Here is a 16,657-nt window from a genome sequence, read left to right on the forward strand (position 1 = left end):
CGACGCTCGGCACGCGTCTGACCGGCGGGGGAGACGACGAAGGTTCGGCGGGCCATCACTTCACCCCCAGCCCGAGCGGCAGCGCGTTCACCAGCAGCGCCTCGGCCTGCTGGCAGTACAGGATCTGCGCCTCCATGCCTGCCCGTGAAAGAGCGTTGCGGGCGCCAGCGATCGATTGTTCGAGAGCATTCTCATCAGGTGCCGTGACGGTCAGGTACGCGCCATAGCGGAATTCACCGTGACCGGCGACAAGCTCGTCCTCCTGCTTCTCGAGGGCAAGCCAATCCGCTTCGTCAGCGGCGGAGCCGTCAGCGCCACGCTTGGCGCGCAACCTTTCGTTGCCCCGCCAGACCTTCTTCTCTTCACGGATGCGCTTTAGTGCTTTGTTCACGGGCACCGGGGTCAGCACGATCGAGAAGATGTGCGTCACCGCTTCGCCGGTCACGGGATGACGCGCGAATACGAGGGGGGAGATAAACCCGACCGCCGCATCGGACCGAGGCCATTCGTGCACCCACATGGTGGTGTGAATTCCTGAGTCTGTGATCACGACGCCGTTCTTGCCGCGCGGCTCTTCGAGGTACATCGGACCGATTGCGTTCAATGCGACACCGGTGTTCTCGGCGTCGCGGTTCTGCACCGTGGACAGAAACTCTGGATCGAACGCGGTGCGAGCCAGGCTCGCGATGTCTCTCGGCGTTAGCCACCGTCGGACGGTGATGCGGGCTGAGCGGAGGGCGTCGGCAATGTTGCTGGCCTCGACATGGGCGAGTGCCTGGATCGCGGACTTGCCTCCCCCGAGCGCGCGAACCTGCGGGCCGAGCGCGACGAGGTCAAAGGTCAGCGTCAGGTAGTTGCGGTGGGCGACGGCGAAGCGCTCCGAAGCATCCATCACCTGTCGATAGTTCGTTGTCACGTCTGCGTCGTCGTCGATGCCCGCACGATGCGCGCTCGACTCGAAGTGTTCGCGGCCCGCTCGGATCGTGGTGGGCGTCGTCCGTTCCTGCAGCGTCACGCGTTTGACGCCGACGCGCTGCGTAAACGTGGCGAGTACCTGCGCCCACTGTTGTGCGAGGTCGTGGCGGTCGGGGGTGTCCTTCATGAGGAATCCCTGCACTTCGAGTTCCGCCGTTACCGACACCGATCGGTCGTGCGGGTTGTAGACGCAGGCGAGCCCGTCGACGTCCCACATCTGCACGGACGCGCGCGTGCCGGGCAGGTTGAGTGTTCCTTCGAGCTGGACGCGTTCTGGACGGTAGGCGTGGGTCGTAGCGCCTGCGGAGTGCCGTAATTGTTTCGAGAGCCAAAGTCCCAGCATCCGGGGCGCGGAGATACCCCGCACGGTCGTCACGGCGACCAGTCCTACGGGGAGATAGACGGGTGCTGCGTAGAGGATGCCCGCGGGACCGAACCCATTGACACCGATGAGCAGGACAAGGGCGGCTGCGGCGACGAATCCGATTTGCCACGGGTCGAGCCCGAGTACAACCCCTTGGCGGGAGCGACGGGGAAGTCGGACCGGGCGTGCGTGTTCTGCGGCGGTGGCGGTCACGGTGTGCTCCTCACGGGTCGAGACGCGGCGGGCGTCGGGGGCGTGGAAGTAGCGGATGTTGCCGTTGGTTTCGGTGGGGTCGATCCGGAAGCGCCTGATCCAGCGGGCGAGGTCGGTCCGGATGTCGGCCGCGAGGGACTGCTCTTCGCAGTGGTCGCGGATGGGCCGGTGCTGCCAGCGCGGCCACGTGTCGATCCGGGCGAGACACCTGCGGGCGCACTGCCGAGGCGAGAGGGAAGACGCGAGGCGCTTCGCGCAGCGTTGGCGCCCATGCGGCCCGCTTGACCGCCGAGCCGCGAACCCAACGAGTCGGCGGCGACGGCGCCCGTGAAAGTGAAGAGGCCGAAGACCGCAAAGGGGGCGAACGCGACCAGAACGAGGCCGATGAGCAGAGGCCAAGATTGAGGGTCCCAGATCGTGCGGACTGTCGATAGCCCGTTGATGATCAGCGCGAGGAATCCGATCGTGAGTGGCCCGGTGAGGAGCAGAACGACGACCGCGCTGAGGTAGCGAACCACCCACTGCGGTCCGATTCCGCGAACCGGGAAGATCATCCATGCGACCGGCCCGACCATGATGAGAACGGCGAGGGCGAGGTTTCGGAAGGCGAAGACCAATGTGAGGAGCACGGTTGCGATCATCAGAAGGCCGTGGATGAGGAACGCAAAGAAGTAGTTCGCGTGACCGCCTGCCCACATCACGCTCTGGAGCGTAGAGATGAGGGCGAAGTCTCCGTCGCGGGTCAGGATGTACATCGCCATGTCGTCCACAGCGTTGACGACATGCCCGGTGAGCCAGAGAGTGATCGGGACGGCGGGGATCGCGATGAAGGACCGGATGATTGCACCGACGAGTTGGTCGCGGTCCCGTGCGACGATGGCGGCTGCGATCGCCCAGATCATGGCTGCGAAGACGACCGCGAGCACAGCCCAGTTCCAGAAGGACCATTCTTCGACGGCCGCGGCCCATAGGGTGCTTGAGGTGTCGAACCGCATATTCGATGCGAGAACGAAGAGTCCGCCTGTCGTTGCCAGGGCCATGCCGCGGCCTGCGTTCTCGAAGCTGACGCAGACGAGATCACCCACACTGCAGTCGTATCCGACTGTGAGCTCTTTGCCTCCGGCATCCTTCAGCTTCTGGTGGTGTCCTTCGTATGTCGTGCAGACCATCGCGTTCTCGCCCGCGACCAGTACGCCGGTGAAGCAGCGCTGCGCCTTGATGTCGGCGGCATTTTCGGGGGTGCAACTGACCTGATCGGTCTCTCTCGAGCAGGTCACCGGGAACGTCGGCGCAGACCACGTCTGACCCGTGACGGGCGTTGCCGTGTCCACCCGAATGGTGCCCGACGCTTCGGCTGTTGCGTGTGCCGGCTCGGCGATGCCCACAACGGCGACGCCAGCGACCAGCGTGCCGAGGAGAAACATCCCGAGCCGACGCATAGGTCAGAATCCGAAGTCGAAGTTGACGAACCAGGCGAACAGGCCGCTCGCGGCGCCCAGGATGGCGGCGGCGATGAAAATCCAAGCGATGTTCTCGCCCGCCCACGATCTGACGCGGTCGGGCGCGAGTCCGCGGAAAGCGAGGGCGGCACCCGCGATGACCAGCATGATGAATACGACGATCATCGCGCCGGCCAGTATGTAGGACGCGATGACTTGAAACCCCTGGAAGAAGGGCGCCGAGAAGTCGGGCTGAATTTCGGGGACGTCCACGTCGAACGGGACGAGTAGGTCGTTGAGTGGCATCCGGGCTCCTTGGTGTTCGTCGGTCAGGCGAGGGGAAGACCGCGGGCGGCCATGAATGGTGCGGGGTCGAGGCGGGCGCCGTCAATGCGCAGTTCGAAGTGCAGGTGGCATCCCCAGGAGAGGCCCGTCGTCCCTTCGGCGCCGAGGCGCGTGCCCGCCGAGACCTGCTGAGTCTTTTCGACGGCGATCGAGCCCCACTCCAGATGGGCGTAGATCGTTTGGATGCCATCGCCGTGGTCGACCACAACGCTGTTGCCGAACTGGCCCATGCTGCCGGCGGTTGTGACGGTGCCAGGGCCGGCAGCGAATATGGCCGCGCCGCATCCTTGCGACATGTCATAGCCCTTGTGGTCCGCGGGGCAGTAGGAGCATCCCTTGACCGGGTGAAAGCCGAAACCGCGACCTTTGGTGTAATCGCCCGCGAGTGGGTAGCCCCATTCGCCGACGACGACCGGTGTGCGTCCGTCGATCGTTCCGGGCTGCACTGCGGGTGTACCGTGCGCTGCGATGGCAAGGGGAAGCGCAACGAGGGGAGTGACGATAGCTCCGCCCGCCAGGGCTACCGCCAGCACCGCGAGCAGAACCAGGCGGCGCAACGTCTTTGACCGCGCGACGATACCGGCGGCAACGACTGAGGGATGCGGCATGTCAACTGCCGTCCGCGCCGAAGAAGCGAACGACCTTGCAATCGCCAACCTGCTGCGCCGAGCCGAGGGTCGGGATTGACTCGCCGCCGCACAGTACCTGCACGCGAACGCGCGCCGTCTGCTCGTAGCTCGTCTCCTGTGCCCCCTCTGTCTTGGATGTGAAGGTGAGCAGCACATCCGCTTCGCCGATGAACATGTCTCCAGGGGGGTTCTCCGGCACGGGGGAGTAGGCGATCTCCGCCGACGCGGCTGCCTCGACTCGGCCGTCTTCTGCCGCGAGGGAGTTCCACATGTCTTCGGGGAGAACGACGGACTGGCGGAGTTCAAGGCGAGCCTGATCAAGCTGAGCTTCTCGATCAACCCCTGATGCGTATCGCGTATCCGGTGTAAACCATGTGTCGAGGTACGCCAGCCATTCGTCTCGTGTTGCGAGGGTGGTGTCGAAGGTCGCGGCGGCTGCTAGTGCTGCGCGGATATAGACGTCTTCATCGCGCGTTATCGGCTCAGGGACCCAACCCTGCACCGTAACGCCGTCGTCTACGACGCCCGTTTCGGTTGGTTGCGTGGGCGGCGCGGCCGAGGGCGCGCCGCTCGCGCTGGTGCTGGGAGGCGAGGTGCGTGGTCCAGCATCGGATGTTGTTGTGTTGATGATCGCCGCAGCGACGAGCGCCGCGATGCCGCCAACAAGGACAACCCCGCCGGCAATTGCCCAGGGCAGTCCGGTCGAACGGCGTGGTGTCTGCGGCGTCGTCATGGCACTGGCCTCCCTGCTGGTTGTGAGCAGTGGAGCGAGACGCGACGGTGGGGCCAGCTCGAGCTGCCTTTCCGGCATCCTATGCAGGCGCGAAAGAACCGTAAAGGGTGAGGCGCAATGTTTCGGTGCTCGCGCCACGGGGGTCCGTCGTGGGCGAGTGTGGTTGTGCAAAAAACTGGCCGTTCGCAGAATAGCCGCGTTGATCCGCCTTTGTCTGTAGGGAGTATGGGGGACATGGCTCGGCTATGCCTGACTCTGAGCGACTGCGGGGTTGATCTAGCGGTTGACATATGTGGATACTACAGAGATACACTCATCATGTGAATCACTAAATTACCCAGTTTGTCGAGTGCTCGCGGAGCCGGTGCGCCACAATAGTCCCGTGCCCAAATACGCCCGCCCTCGTCATAGCGAGCATGCGGAGGACCCCATCAAAGCCCTTGGCAATATGGTGCGCGCGGGCATCATCGGTTTCCTTCGGACCAACGGACCGGCTTCTCGCGCTGAGATCTCGCGGGCGCTCGAGATACCGATTCCGACGGTTGCTAAGTCCCTTGCAGCGCTGATGACATCGGGCCTACTGATTTCTGAACCGCCGATGGATGAGGTCCGTCAGGGGCAGCGTGTTCGATATCAGGTCAACGACGCTGCGGTCAGCGACATGTATCTGCAGCTCGGGCAAGCGATCGGCGAACTCTAGACCCTCGTCGCTGACTGATGGTCGGGTTCCTGCGGTCGGGATCACGGAACTGCCTCATGATTCGACCACGCCCGCACACCACCAGCACCTCTCGCTAGGTGCATCGTCCGGCGAAACCGTTGGGAGCACGTTCTCCCGGGCGAAGTAGGCGCTGGCGTGCTTGAGAATCTCTATCTCCATCTCCAATACCCGGTTGCGACCTCCACACCAGGTTCCGACGCCGGAACTCGATGAGCTGCTTGTGCTCGTCGGTCGTCACCCCCGCCTTGCGTCCACTGTCGACCGCCTCGCGCTTCATCCAATTCCGCAGGCATGACTCGCTGATCCAGAGATCACGCGCCGCCTGCGCGACAGGCTTGAACTGCGCGACAAGATCAACTGCTCGACGCCAAACTCCGGCTCATATGGTGGGCATCTCACGGACTCGTTCCGAGACGATCATCGTCTCAACTCAGGTGTCGCGAAAAGCGGGTCATGCTCCGTCAGTCTCCAAGCTACGTCGCGGACAACTTGAGGGCGTGCGAAGAAACGCCAGAGTGCGCGCACGCTTATGCCGTCCGGAATCTAAATCTCGTGATCCCGAAGCTGAGCAAATTAGCTGCGCTTATGGCAAGGCGCAGAAGATTCAATTGGACTGTTCATTCGACTCTGCGGATGATGAACACAGCCGGAGAGGCTCATCAGATCAGCGAGAAGGGTTACAACGTGGGAATCATCGACTTCCGGTTGCGTCCGAATACACCGACATACATGGAGCATTGCTCCGGCCCGGCGGCGGAGAAGCTGTGGGCCCGCCCCAAGTTCGGGCCGTACCCAGGTGAGCAGAGCTTCGAGTCTTGGTTGGCGGAGGTTGGCGAGTCGGACGTAACGCTCGGCGTGTTCACGGGGCGGCAGGTGGGCGATCCGTCGTCACCCACCGTTGGCTTCACCAACGACTACATTGCGGAGTGCGTCGAGAAGTCAGACGGAAAGCTCATCGGGTTCGCAGGAGTTGACCCTGGCATGCGTCGCGTTGCCACCAAGGAGTTGCGGCGAGCCGTGGGAGAGCTTGGCATGCGAGGAGTGTCGGTTGACCCGGAGGGATTCCGGCAGACGCCCGACCACCGGCAGTTCTATCCCATCTACGAGACGGCAGCCGAGCTCGAGATCCCCGTGGTGGTGACGGTCGGACCGGTGTGCGGGCGATTCGCCGATCCGTGGGCCATGGACATCGTCGCGGAGGACTTCCCTGAGGTGACGTTCGTGATGTCTCACGGCACCTACCCCCATGTCACTGAACTGATCGCGCTTGCGTATCGCCGAAGCAACATCTATCTCGAGGCGTCCATCTATTACGCGCTCCCTGGCTCCGAGCCGTTCCTGGAAGCTGCCGGCACGGTCCTACAGGATCAGGTCGTCTACGCGAGCGCATTTCCCTTCAATCCGATAACTGCATACGAGAGGTTCGCACAGTTCGAAATCGGCGACGATGCTCTCGGCAAGATCATGTTCGGAAACGCCGCCAGGATTCTCGGCCTGGATGCCCCTCAGTCGTCACACGTTGATGACCATCGCGAGATGCTTGCCGCTTCGGTCTAGTCGTGGTGCCCGACGGCGATCCCAAGCGACCTCGTGTCGCAGTGGTGACCGGCGGGGCCTCTGGGATCGGGGCAGCCGTCATCGCGGGTTTGGTCAACGCCGGTTACGTGACTGCCAGTCTCGATTGGGCCGCTGAGGAGAAGGTATCGAGCCATGGGCTGTCCATCAGTGCGGATGTGCGTGATCCGGAATCCGTGGAACGCGCAGTATCGCGGGTGCTCTCCACATTCGGCCGAATTGACGTGCTCGTCAACTGTGCTGGCGTGGGGCTAACGAAGGCGTTCCTCGAGACGAGCATCTCGGACTGGAACAGGGTAGTCGGCGTCAACTTGACAGGAACATTTCTCGTATCTCAGTGTGTGGCGCGTTGGATGGCGCACGCAGGCTCGGGGGCGATAGTGAACGTTGGCTCGACTGCAACCGTGCTCGGCACACCTGGGCAGACCGCGTATGCGGCATCGAAGGGAGCCGTCGTGGTGGCGTCCGGCAAGGTGGTGTACGGATCGGGTGACCGTGTCGCTGCGGACGTAGCGACGGTCACCGCGTGATCCTTCGAGAGAACTCTTCACATCCATCTCGAAAGGACCCCGACGATGACCGTCTCACCCCACGATATCGACCCTGCCCGCTTCCTCGAAGACCACCTCGCGCAGGCGTCTCCCGATCTGCTGCGGGAGATGCTCGGCACGTTCATCAACCAGCTGCTATCCGCGGACGCGGACCAGATCTGCGGCGCCGCTTACGGCACGATCAGCGACGACAGGGTGAACCGTCGCAACGGTTACCGCCACCGCGACTTCGACACCCGCGCCGGGACCATCGACGTGAAGATCCCCAAGCTCCGGCAGGGCACCTACTTCCCGGAGTGGCTGCTGGAACGCCGCCGCCGCGCGGAGGCCGCACTGACCACCGTGGTCGCGACCAGCTACCTCCTCGGCGTGTCCACCCGTCGGATGGATGACCTGGTGAAGACCCTCGGGATCACCGGGCTGTCGAAGTCGCAGGTGTCGGAGATGGCGCGCGACCTTGACGAGCAGGTGACCGCGTTCCGCACCCGGCCGTTGGACGCCGGCCCGTACTCGTTCGTCGCCGCCGACGCGCTCACCATGAAGGTCCGCGAGGGCGGCCGGGTCGTGAAGGTCGCGGTGCTGGTCGCGACCGGCGTGAACGCCGACGGCTACCGCGAGATCCTCGGTCTGCAAGTCAACTCGACCGAAGACGGCGCCGGCTGGCTGACGTTCTGGCGCGACCTCGTCGCGAGAGGCCTGACCGGCGTGAAGCTCGTCACGTCCGACGCACACGCAGGTCTGGTCGCAGCGATCGGCGCGACCGTCGGCGGGTCCTGGCAGAGGTGCAGAACCCACTACGCGGCGAACCTGATGAGCGTGACCCCAAAGTCCTCGTGGCCATGGGTGAAGACCCTGCTGGGCACGGTTTTCGACCAGCCCGACGCGGAGTCCGTGCACGCCCAGTTCGACCGCGTCCTGGACGCGCTCGAGCACAAGCTCCCCAGGTCGTTCGAGCACCTCGAGGCCGCACGTGAGGAGATCCTCGCGTTCACCGCGTTCCCGAAGAGCATCTGGCGGCAGATCTGGTCCAACAATCCGAACGAACGCCTCAACCGGGAGATCCGCCGCCGCACCGACGTCGTGGGCATCTTCCCGAACCGCGACGCGATCATCCGGCTCGTCGGCGCCGTCCTCGCCGAGCAACACGACGAGTGGGCCGAGCAACGCCGCTACCTCGGCCTCGACGCCCTCGCCGCCGCACGCCGCGTCGGCGAACCCACCACAGAGGAGGTGATCGAACCCGACCTTCGGGCCCTCACAGCCTGACCTCGACACGAGGGATCACACGATCACCGATACACCACGTCCCAGGACTTGACCGCCGTCGTCGCGCTCTCGCGCTCGTTAGCGAGCGAGCTCGGACCACGCGGTGTTCGAGTCAACACCGTCATACCAGGACCGACATACACTCCTCTGGCGGCGGGAATGCAGTCCGAAGAGGCGCAGCGACGTCGGGCGGAACGAACGCCGGATGGACGTCTCGGGTGGCCCGAGGAAGTCGCCGGAGCAATCGTGTTTCTAGCCAGCGAGTGTTCGAGCCACATCTCAGGGGCAGAACTTGCGGTCGACGGCGGCTTCTCTGTCGCCGGGATTCTGGGCGCGTAGGCAGGGAGGTCGGCCACCCACCTTTAGGTGGTCGGCTTTCCTGCAAACACTTCTCGAGTGCTTGCGATGGTGCGTACCAACAACTGCACCATCTCGCTGTACTCCGTCTTGGCGAAGGCCGCCATGTGACGGCGAAGTGGTGGGTCCGGCTCGCAAATGAGGGCGTCCAATCCAGGAACCACCGCGTGCTCTGGCAAGAGTGCGAGGCCGAGGCCGGCGGCCGCCAGCCGCGCCGCCCCATCCATCTGCGAGGTGCGAAGAGCTACACGTTGTCCACCTAGGCCAGCGGCCGCTAGGTGGGAATCAACGTGATCGTGCAGCCCGTTTGGCACGTTGAGCATGACCCAAGTCTGACCGTGAAGGACCGACGTCGGCAGTCTCCCAAGTGACCGAGCAGGTGCACCGACGTGATCTTGCTCGTAGGGGACAATCTGATCGCGGAGAGGGTGCTCGCGAGGAAGTACGAGAACAAACGGCTCCGCGCCTAGCCGATCAAGCGGTCCATCCCAGTCATCAGGCTCCGGTCCGATCGCTAAATCGAAGGTTCCAGTCCGGGCTGCCTCTTCAAGCAAAGTTCGGTGCTGAAACTCTTGAATGCGGACGGACACGTCTGGCATGCGCGCAGACCAGACGCGTAGCGCTCCCGGGAGAAGGTTGACTGTTACCGAGTACACCGTCGCGATGTCGATTCGTCCTGCGCGCCCTGCACGATAATCCTCAACGGCGGAGAACGCTCGCCGCTCGGCCGCGAGAGCGATCTCGGCATGCTTCGCGAACGCCTCGCCCGCGGCGGTCAGTCTCACGCCGCGAGCGAGCCGCTCGAGAAGTCGAACTCCGAGATTCTCCTCAAGCGCATGAATCTGCTGCGACAGACCTGACTGCGTGATGTGCAACTGTTGTGCGGCGATCGTGAACGATTGATGCTCTACGACGGCAAGTAGGTACTCCATCTTTCTCAAAGACATGATCTTTCCTCCATTAGTATCACTACTAGAAGGTCCGATAAAAATCAATTGGACTGAACCCGACGAAGAGGGACACGATTACTTCATCGCAACGTTCAAAGGAGAATCACATGCGTCGTACATCTGGCCCCACCCATGTGCTGGGGGCGGGGATCGCAATCATTGCAAGCATCGCTCTCATAGCTGGCTGCTCCCCTTCCGCAGAAACGGGTTCTCCCTCTGAAGCGCCGGCAGGGTCCTTCGATCTCACTCTCGGAATTGACGGTGGTACCGGTACAGCTCTCTACGTGGTGGCCTGGAAGAACGGCTACTTCGCTGAAGAGGGGATCAACGTAGTCGCCAGCCGACAGTTCCTCAGCGGGAACGAAGCGCTGCAAGCGCAACTTGCTGGGGAAGTCGATCTGTCATCAGTAACCGATCTTCCAGTCATTTCCGCGAGGGCGAAAGCTGAAGAGCAGGGCATGGGCGCGGTGGAGATCATTGGGGCGATGGCGGTCGGACCGCAGGTGCACGCTTTGACAGTGTCCGAGTCGATCGAGAGCCCGGAGGATCTGGAGCGCGACGACGTGAAAGTCGGAGTCACGCTGGGGTCCGGCGGGGAGTATTCCATGCACGCGTTCGTGAAGAATCACGATCTGGATGCGGACCAGATCGAGGTCGTGAACGTCGGCACCGACGACATGGTTGCAGCCTTCACGCGGGGAGACATTCAAGCCTTCTTTAGTTGGGCACCTATCACGCAGACCGCCGTTCAGACCGTCGCTGGTGCGTACATCTTCGAGTACGGAGACGAGTACGACTGGACGAGCCGGAATTACATCGTCGCGTCTGAGCGCTTGAGTCAGGACGAGGAAGCGTCAGAGGCGGTGCTCCGCGCTCTCGACACGGCAGCGCAGTGGACCGAAGAGAACCGAGATGAAGCCATCCAGATCCTGAGCGACACGCTCAGTGTGCCAGTTGATGCGCTGGAGCTCCCCTTTAGTCTGTTCAAGTACGAAGTCTCCTTCACCGATGACCACGTATCGACGCTGACGAACGTCGCGACCTGGGCGGTCGAGACCGAGAAGATTCCCGGAGTCCCGACGTGGAGTGAGTTCGTCAATCTCGCGCCCATGACTGCCGCAGTGCCGGAAGCGATGACGGCCGACCTCGGAGGGCTCGAGTGATCAAGTTCGAACACGTCACCAAGAGCTTTGCGAGCTCCGGTGGGCAGACGGTCTTCAATGACGTGAGCTTTGAGCTTCGGGAAGGCGAGTTGTTCTGTCTGCTCGGCCCGAGTGGATGCGGAAAGAGTACGCTACTAAACCTGCTCGCCGGCTTTGAGGACCCGACTGCCGGAACAATTACGAAGCGCGGGCAGCCGATCGCTGGTCCCGGATCTGATCGCGGAGTGCTGTTCCAGACCTTCGAGGCACTGTTTGAGTGGCTCAATGTGCGGGAGAACGTAGAGCTTGCGCTCAAGGTCAAGAAGATGCCGAAGCGCGAGCGGACGCGGGTCACCGAAGAATACATCAACCTGGTTGGGCTTGAAGGGCAGGAACGCAAGTACCCGGGTCAGTTGTCGGGAGGAATGAAGCAACGCGTGCAGCTCGCGAGGGTGCTAGCAAACAGCCCCGAGGTTCTCCTGATGGACGAGCCGTTTGGAGCGCTCGACAGCCAAACGCGCCGTGCAATGCAATCTGAACTCCTGAGAATCTGGGCGGCGGACCGCAAGACAGTTCTGCTCATCACGCACGACATCGATGAGGCGATCGCGCTGGCCGATCGGATAGCGGTGATGTCTGCCGGGCCGAACGCTCACATCGCGAAGACCTTCGACGTGGATCTCCCCCGACCACGCGCGCACGGTACAGAGTTCGTCGAGCTCTGGAACGCAATCGACGCGTCGCTCGAGCGGCCGAGTCGGAAGGCCGCAGCATGACCGGGACGCTGACAGCCACGAGCACCATCCGATCCGGCAAGCCGCCCAGCAAGGGGTGGCGTCCCGGCGAGAGCAGGTTGGCACGGCTCTTCACTCCTGTGCTGTCTGTCGGCGTAGGGATCGCGCTGTGGTGGCTGGTCTCACTTTTCGTGAGTCCCATCTTGTTCGCATCTCCCGCCCAGACTTGGGACGCGTTCATCGTGAGCCTGCAGAACGGAAGTCTGGTCTCGAACGCGAGTGCGAGCCTCTTTCGGATTCTTACCGGCTTCGTCATTGGACTCCTTGTCGGTATACCGCTAGGGCTGTTGCTGGGGAGTTCAACCTGGCTACGGAGATTCCTCGATCCCTACGTGAACTTCCTCCGATTCATTCCACCGATCGCACTTCTTCCAGTCGCGATTCTGTGGTTCGGCATCGGTGAGGGGTCGAAGATCTTTCTCATCACTTACAGCAGCATCTTCATCGTCGTGCTCAACGCGATTGCTGGGGTCTACGCGATTCCGACCGTGAAGAGATGGGCTGCACGCAGCCTTGGTATGGGCCCGGCTGACGTCTTCTTCAGAGTCACCGTGCCCTCGACCGTCCCGTTCTTGATTACGGGTGCACGTATCGCGATGGGGAATGCCTTTACCACGATCGTCGCGGCGGAGATGATCTCTGCGGAGTCAGGACTTGGGTACATGATCTTCACCGCGCGCCAGTTCTTTCAGACCGGCACGATGTTCACGGGCATCCTCGTCATCGGCCTCCTGGGATTCCTCGCCGATCGGTTGCTGTCGTTCGTCGGGCGGCGCGTGCTGGCCCGTTACGGCACACATGACAGCGCAGGTGCCAGGTGAACTCCTCCACCTTGAGTGGGCGGACCGCTCTCGTAACGGGGTCCGGATCAAGCGGCGGAATCGGCGCCGCCATCGTGCAGGTGCTCGCAGCTGCCGGCGCCCGTGTCGTGATCGCCGATCTTCCTCATCTCAAGGCGAGCGCTCTAAGTCAGTGCGAAGCGCTTTCCCGTTACGGGTACGAAGCGCGCTTCTGTGAGCTAGACGTCGGAAGCCAACAAGACTGGGAGAGGGTCATAGCCGAACTTGCACAAGACGGTCTCGAGCTTGACGTTCTCGTGTGCAATGCGGGCATCAACTCTCCATCTGCACCAGAGAATCAGAGCCTCGACGACTGGGAGCGGATACTTCGCGTCAATCTGACCGGGCCATTCTTGGGGATGCAGGCGGTGCTCCCGAGCATGCGTGTGCGAGGCGGAGGATCGATCATCTGCATCGGGTCTGTGTCGGCATCAGTAGTCACCCCTCCCACACCCGGGTTGTCGAACGCCGCTTACCACGCCAGCAAAGCCGGGCTCGGCATGCTGGCAAAGACGGTGGCGATCAACCATGCGCGCGATGGCGTTCGGGTCAACGTCGTTGCTCCGGGTTCTGTGCTTACGCCGATGCTGGCGCGGGGTGGAAAGGGCGCAGAGCTGATGGCAAACACTCCGATGGGTCGCCTTGCAGATCCTGCGGAGATTGCAAACGCTGTTCTCTTCCTTGCCTCGGACGCCGCTTCGTTCATCACCGCTTCGACGCTAACTGTCGACGGCGGCTACTCAGCGGTTTAGGACCCACGTCTGTTCTCATTGCCACGCCGCAAGGGGTGAACGAAACAGCCCGATACAAGCCGTGCGGAATCGGTTCGCACGCGAACGAACGACATCGACCGCCACCGTCGCCTTGATGATGGTGAACCCAGGGTTCCCTACGATTGCAGTGGTGGGCACGAACATCGACCGCTGTCTCGCCCGCGTCAGCGGAAAGTTGGAGCGGCGAGCGCTTGAGCCGGCGGCTTGTTGCAGGCGGGAGCGAGCTGATCCCGTACTCGCTCCATGAACCGGGACGGGCGTGAGCTGGTCGCGGAGCTCGCGGCACGGAAGTGGCACATTTTGCGCGCTCGGGGATCTCCACCGGGGCGCATCGAGATCATCCGGTCGCTCCCGTCGGGGAGCGACGACGAGTGCAGTGAATTCCTCAGCCGACCCTGAGCAGAGGATCTAGTTGTACCCGGCCATCACGTTGGTTTGCCTCCGAGGCCTGAGTGGCGTCGTCCAGCGGGGTAGTGCTCGAGCCAGGGCGCAAGGTCTTGGGTGCGTGCGTCGTTGGACGAGTATGGGCGCCGGTAGGCCCACTCGCTCTGCAGCGTGCGGTTGAGTCTCTCGACCTTCCCGTTCTGCCAGGGGTGGTGGGGTTTGATGAACATCTGCCGGATTCTGTTGTCGGCGCAGACGCGTCGCAGCGACCACCGGTCGGCCCAGGCGTTGTCTGTGATCAGCCGCTCGATGCGTGGTATCCCGTGCGCGGCGAAGTGGGCGATTGCCCGCTCGAGGAACGCCGAGCAGGTGGGGCCTTTCTCGTCATCAAGGACCTCGGAGTAGGCCAGACGGGAGTAGTCGTCGACGAGGGAGTGGACGTAGTCAAACCCGACGATGATCTGTTTCCGCGCTGCGGTGGAGCCCATTGATCGGCCGTGTGCTTTCCAGCCGCCGCCGTCGGGGATCCGGCCCAGCTTCTTCACGTCCATATGGACCAGCTCGCCGGGATGCTGTCGTTCGTAGCGGACCGTGGTGGTCGTGGACGCGCGGATCACTTCGCCCGTGATCGGGTCCAGCCGAGACAGATGCGGCATGGCATAGCGGACGCGGATCCGAGACACGGTGCGCGGGCACGCCCAGCTGCGCCGCGATCTCATCGCGTCCGATGCGTTCCTGCCTGCGTAGTTCGACAACGGCCTGCTCGGTCACCGCTGGCGTTCGAGATGGCGACCGGTGAGGGCGTGAGGAGCGATCCCCCAGCCCTTGCTCGCCCTCGTCGCGGTAACGATCAAGCCAACGCCTCACACAATTCCGGGACACCCCCATCGCCGCGGCGATATGCGCTTGTTTCAGCCCGCCCGGGCACGTTCGATGATCAACTGCCGCCCGAAAAGGTCAGACGGGCATTACGTGGGGCACGAGAACCTCCGAGTTTGTGAAGACGTCAGACATCTCCGCTAAGCCCGGGGGTTCTCTCTATTCACAAGACCCGAAACGACACCAACCTCATGGCCGGGACTGCTGCACGAATAGGTGACAGGTTGTAGTCACGCCGCCAGTGCGGCGGTCGTGTTCATGATGGTCTCGAACTCGATGGGCGTCAAACGGCCCAGGCGGAGTTGGCGCCTCCGGCGGTGGTAGGTCCGCTCGATCCAGGTGACGATCGCGATCCGCAACTGCTCCCGGGTGGTCCACGAGCGGCGGTCGAGGACGTTCTTCTGCAGCAGGGCGAAGAACGATTCCATGGCGGCGTTGATGCTCCTATATCTGTCAAGCCGCGATTTGGAGGGGTGGTCGGGCTTCGCGGATGGGGCGCATCGCGGCCCAGAGTTCGCGGGCGAGAAGACGTTTCAGACACCGGATGATCTCGGACTTCGTCTTTCCTTCCGGTGATCCGGCGGGCGACGTAGGCCTTAGTGGGTTCGTGGTGCTGCATGCGAACGATGACGACACGGTAGAGTGCGGCGTTTGCTTGCCGGTGACCGCCCCGATTGAGCCGGTGTCGGGTGGTCATCCCTGACGATGCAGGGATCGGGGCGACACCGCAGAGCCGGGCGAACGCGGCCTCCGAACGGATCCGTTCCGGATTGTCGCCGGCAACGATCAGCATCTCGGCCGCGGTGTCAGGACCGACCGCAAAGGCTTTCGCGAGGTCGGGAGCGATCTGCGCGGTCAGCTCTGCCAGGAGCTTCTCATGCCCGGAGATCTCGGCATCCAGTACTTCCCAGCGACGGGCGATCGATCGTAACGTGTGCTTGGTCGACGCGATGATTGTGGTCACCTGGCCCGGACGAAGCGCCGCGCAGCGATGGATGAGCGCCATCTTCGATAGCGGTTGCAGCTCCTGACGCAGATCGTCGGGGGCGTTCACGATGACCTGCTTGAGGCTGATCATCGCGGATGTTCTCGCCTTGACGGCGACGTCCTTGGCGACCTTGATCTGACGGATCATCTCCACTGTTCCATCGGCTGACTTCGGGATGGCCGTCGCCAGGCCCGCGAGGACTGCCCTGGCTGCGTTCTCGGCATCGATGGTGTCGGACTTGCCTCGTAGTCGCCTGTCGCGACGGTCCGTTCTCATCACCTCCAGCGTCCCGATTCCACGACGGCGCACTGCGCCGGCCAGGCCTGCACCATAGGAACCGGTGCCTTCGATCCCGAAGGTGAGTTTCCCGCCGAACGATTCGCCCCAGTCGATCAGCTGGCCGTAGCCACCGGAATCCGCCGCGAAAGATCGGCGATCCAGGACCGCGCCGAGCTCATCGATCGCGACGGCGACGTGGACGTGTTTGTGAGTGTCGACGCCGACAACGACTCGACGGTGAGAGGGGACTTGCTGCATGCTCATAGTGCTCGCTCCAACCAGATCAGGACAGGGTGAGTGACACTGGCCGGTCGGGTGGACGGGACTGTGATGGGACTGTTGCGATCAGGCTCCTATGAGGTCACGCCCGCCCGGCCAGCACCACGAGGGTGATGCGCCTCCTGACGGACGACAGATCAACAGCAAGGACACCCAGACTTCGAGGTCAGTCGTCAGCAAGA

The 16,657-nt window shown here is 63.1% G+C and carries 15 protein-coding genes and 3 pseudogenes; 9 read left to right on the plus strand and 9 right to left on the minus strand.

Annotated features, from left to right (window positions below; translation table 11 throughout):
- Positions 1 to 55 precede the first annotated feature (55 nt).
- The 5 genes from C2868_RS14555 to C2868_RS17505 are packed head-to-tail and all read right to left on the minus strand — an operon-like array spanning position 56 to position 4,698.
- Complete coding sequence (locus C2868_RS14555; RefSeq protein WP_100809633.1) at positions 56 to 1,552, minus strand: SCO6880 family protein; 1,497 nt, start codon at positions 1,550 to 1,552, stop codon at positions 56 to 58.
- Positions 1,549 to 2,991, minus strand: a complete 1,443-nt coding sequence (locus C2868_RS14560; RefSeq protein ID WP_100809634.1) for a hypothetical protein — start codon at positions 2,989 to 2,991, stop codon at positions 1,549 to 1,551. Before C2868_RS14560 ends, C2868_RS14555 begins: the two co-directional genes overlap by 4 nt.
- A gap of 3 nt (positions 2,992 to 2,994) precedes the next feature.
- Positions 2,995 to 3,297 (minus strand): hypothetical protein, encoded by a 303-nt coding sequence (locus C2868_RS14565; protein ID WP_100809635.1) that lies wholly within the window; start codon positions 3,295 to 3,297, stop codon positions 2,995 to 2,997.
- Between the two features lie 23 nt (positions 3,298 to 3,320).
- The gene (locus C2868_RS14570; protein ID WP_157813844.1) at positions 3,321 to 3,944 is read right to left on the minus strand and encodes a M23 family metallopeptidase; all 624 of its coding nucleotides are present in this window, start codon (positions 3,942 to 3,944) and stop codon (positions 3,321 to 3,323) included.
- A 1-nt stretch (position 3,945) separates the two neighbouring features.
- Positions 3,946 to 4,698, minus strand: coding sequence for a hypothetical protein (locus tag C2868_RS17505; RefSeq protein ID WP_157813845.1), 753 nt, complete (start codon positions 4,696 to 4,698; stop codon positions 3,946 to 3,948).
- A 382-nt stretch (positions 4,699 to 5,080) separates the two neighbouring features.
- Here C2868_RS17505 and C2868_RS14575 point away from each other — a divergent pair, with 382 nt between their 5' ends.
- The 5 genes from C2868_RS14575 to C2868_RS17845 all read left to right on the plus strand — a co-directional run bounded on the left by C2868_RS14575 (position 5,081) and on the right by C2868_RS17845 (position 9,150).
- Positions 5,081 to 5,398, plus strand: coding sequence for a helix-turn-helix transcriptional regulator (locus C2868_RS14575; RefSeq protein ID WP_146048083.1), 318 nt, complete (start codon positions 5,081 to 5,083; stop codon positions 5,396 to 5,398).
- A gap of 654 nt (positions 5,399 to 6,052) precedes the next feature.
- Positions 6,053 to 6,976: an amidohydrolase family protein gene (locus C2868_RS14580; RefSeq protein ID WP_157813846.1), complete on the plus strand. Its 924-nt coding sequence runs from the start codon at positions 6,053 to 6,055 to the stop codon at positions 6,974 to 6,976.
- A gap of 44 nt (positions 6,977 to 7,020) precedes the next feature.
- Positions 7,021 to 7,524 (plus strand): SDR family NAD(P)-dependent oxidoreductase, encoded by a 504-nt coding sequence (locus C2868_RS14585; RefSeq protein WP_258034462.1) that lies wholly within the window; start codon positions 7,021 to 7,023, stop codon positions 7,522 to 7,524.
- A gap of 45 nt (positions 7,525 to 7,569) precedes the next feature.
- A complete protein-coding gene (locus C2868_RS14590; protein ID WP_100809640.1) occupies positions 7,570 to 8,811 on the plus strand; it encodes an IS256 family transposase in 1,242 nt (413 codons plus the stop codon).
- A 48-nt stretch (positions 8,812 to 8,859) separates the two neighbouring features.
- Positions 8,860 to 9,150, plus strand: a complete 291-nt coding sequence (locus C2868_RS17845; RefSeq protein WP_100809641.1) for an SDR family oxidoreductase — start codon at positions 8,860 to 8,862, stop codon at positions 9,148 to 9,150.
- Between the two features lie 23 nt (positions 9,151 to 9,173).
- Here C2868_RS17845 and C2868_RS14600 read toward each other — a convergent pair whose 3' ends face one another.
- Positions 9,174 to 10,115 (minus strand): LysR family transcriptional regulator, encoded by a 942-nt coding sequence (locus C2868_RS14600; protein WP_100809642.1) that lies wholly within the window; start codon positions 10,113 to 10,115, stop codon positions 9,174 to 9,176.
- A 110-nt stretch (positions 10,116 to 10,225) separates the two neighbouring features.
- Here C2868_RS14600 and C2868_RS14605 point away from each other — a divergent pair, with 110 nt between their 5' ends.
- Genes C2868_RS14605 through C2868_RS14620 form a run of 4 tightly spaced genes read left to right on the plus strand, consistent with a single transcriptional unit; the run spans position 10,226 to position 13,645 of the window.
- Positions 10,226 to 11,281, plus strand: a complete 1,056-nt coding sequence (locus tag C2868_RS14605; protein WP_100809643.1) for an ABC transporter substrate-binding protein — start codon at positions 10,226 to 10,228, stop codon at positions 11,279 to 11,281.
- On the plus strand, positions 11,278 to 12,036 hold the full coding sequence (locus C2868_RS14610) for an ABC transporter ATP-binding protein (RefSeq protein WP_103663513.1): 759 nt from the start codon (positions 11,278 to 11,280) through the stop codon (positions 12,034 to 12,036). Before C2868_RS14605 ends, C2868_RS14610 begins: the two co-directional genes overlap by 4 nt.
- Positions 12,033 to 12,875, plus strand: coding sequence for an ABC transporter permease (locus C2868_RS14615; protein WP_103663514.1), 843 nt, complete (start codon positions 12,033 to 12,035; stop codon positions 12,873 to 12,875). Before C2868_RS14610 ends, C2868_RS14615 begins: the two co-directional genes overlap by 4 nt.
- Positions 12,872 to 13,645: an SDR family NAD(P)-dependent oxidoreductase gene (locus tag C2868_RS14620; RefSeq protein ID WP_100809647.1), complete on the plus strand. Its 774-nt coding sequence runs from the start codon at positions 12,872 to 12,874 to the stop codon at positions 13,643 to 13,645. Before C2868_RS14615 ends, C2868_RS14620 begins: the two co-directional genes overlap by 4 nt.
- 446 nt (positions 13,646 to 14,091) lie before the next feature.
- Here the strand turns inward: C2868_RS14620 and C2868_RS14625 are convergent.
- From C2868_RS14625 to C2868_RS14635, 3 pseudogenes are all read right to left on the minus strand, one after another.
- Positions 14,092 to 15,011: pseudogene (locus tag C2868_RS14625) on the minus strand (IS481 family transposase).
- A gap of 148 nt (positions 15,012 to 15,159) precedes the next feature.
- Positions 15,160 to 15,366 (minus strand): annotated as a pseudogene (locus tag C2868_RS17760) (IS3 family transposase); the annotation flags it as partial.
- A 209-nt stretch (positions 15,367 to 15,575) separates the two neighbouring features.
- Positions 15,576 to 16,460: pseudogene (locus C2868_RS14635) on the minus strand (transposase); the annotation flags it as partial.
- Between the last annotated feature and the right edge of the window lie 197 nt (positions 16,461 to 16,657).

This window comes from Microbacterium sp. CJ77 (genome assembly GCF_002911615.1).
GTDB lineage: Bacteria > Actinomycetota > Actinomycetes > Actinomycetales > Microbacteriaceae > Microbacterium.

Excerpts from the sequence above, each read along its gene's own strand:
- C2868_RS14560 (WP_100809634.1), bottom strand. The coding sequence starts at position 2,991 with ATGCGTCGGCTCGGGATGTTTCTCCTCGGCACGCTGGTCGCTGGCGTC.
- C2868_RS14565 (WP_100809635.1), bottom strand. The coding sequence starts at position 3,297 with ATGCCACTCAACGACCTACTCGTCCCGTTCGACGTGGACGTCCCCGAA.
- C2868_RS14570 (WP_157813844.1), bottom strand. The coding sequence starts at position 3,944 with ATGCCGCATCCCTCAGTCGTTGCCGCCGGTATCGTCGCGCGGTCAAAG.
- C2868_RS17505 (WP_157813845.1), bottom strand. The coding sequence starts at position 4,698 with ATGACGACGCCGCAGACACCACGCCGTTCGACCGGACTGCCCTGGGCA.
- C2868_RS14580 (WP_157813846.1), top strand. The coding sequence starts at position 6,053 with ATGATGAACACAGCCGGAGAGGCTCATCAGATCAGCGAGAAGGGTTAC.
- C2868_RS14590 (WP_100809640.1), top strand. The coding sequence starts at position 7,570 with ATGACCGTCTCACCCCACGATATCGACCCTGCCCGCTTCCTCGAAGAC.
- C2868_RS14600 (WP_100809642.1), bottom strand. The coding sequence starts at position 10,115 with ATGTCTTTGAGAAAGATGGAGTACCTACTTGCCGTCGTAGAGCATCAA.
- C2868_RS14605 (WP_100809643.1), top strand. The coding sequence starts at position 10,226 with ATGCGTCGTACATCTGGCCCCACCCATGTGCTGGGGGCGGGGATCGCA.
- C2868_RS14615 (WP_103663514.1), top strand. The coding sequence starts at position 12,033 with ATGACCGGGACGCTGACAGCCACGAGCACCATCCGATCCGGCAAGCCG.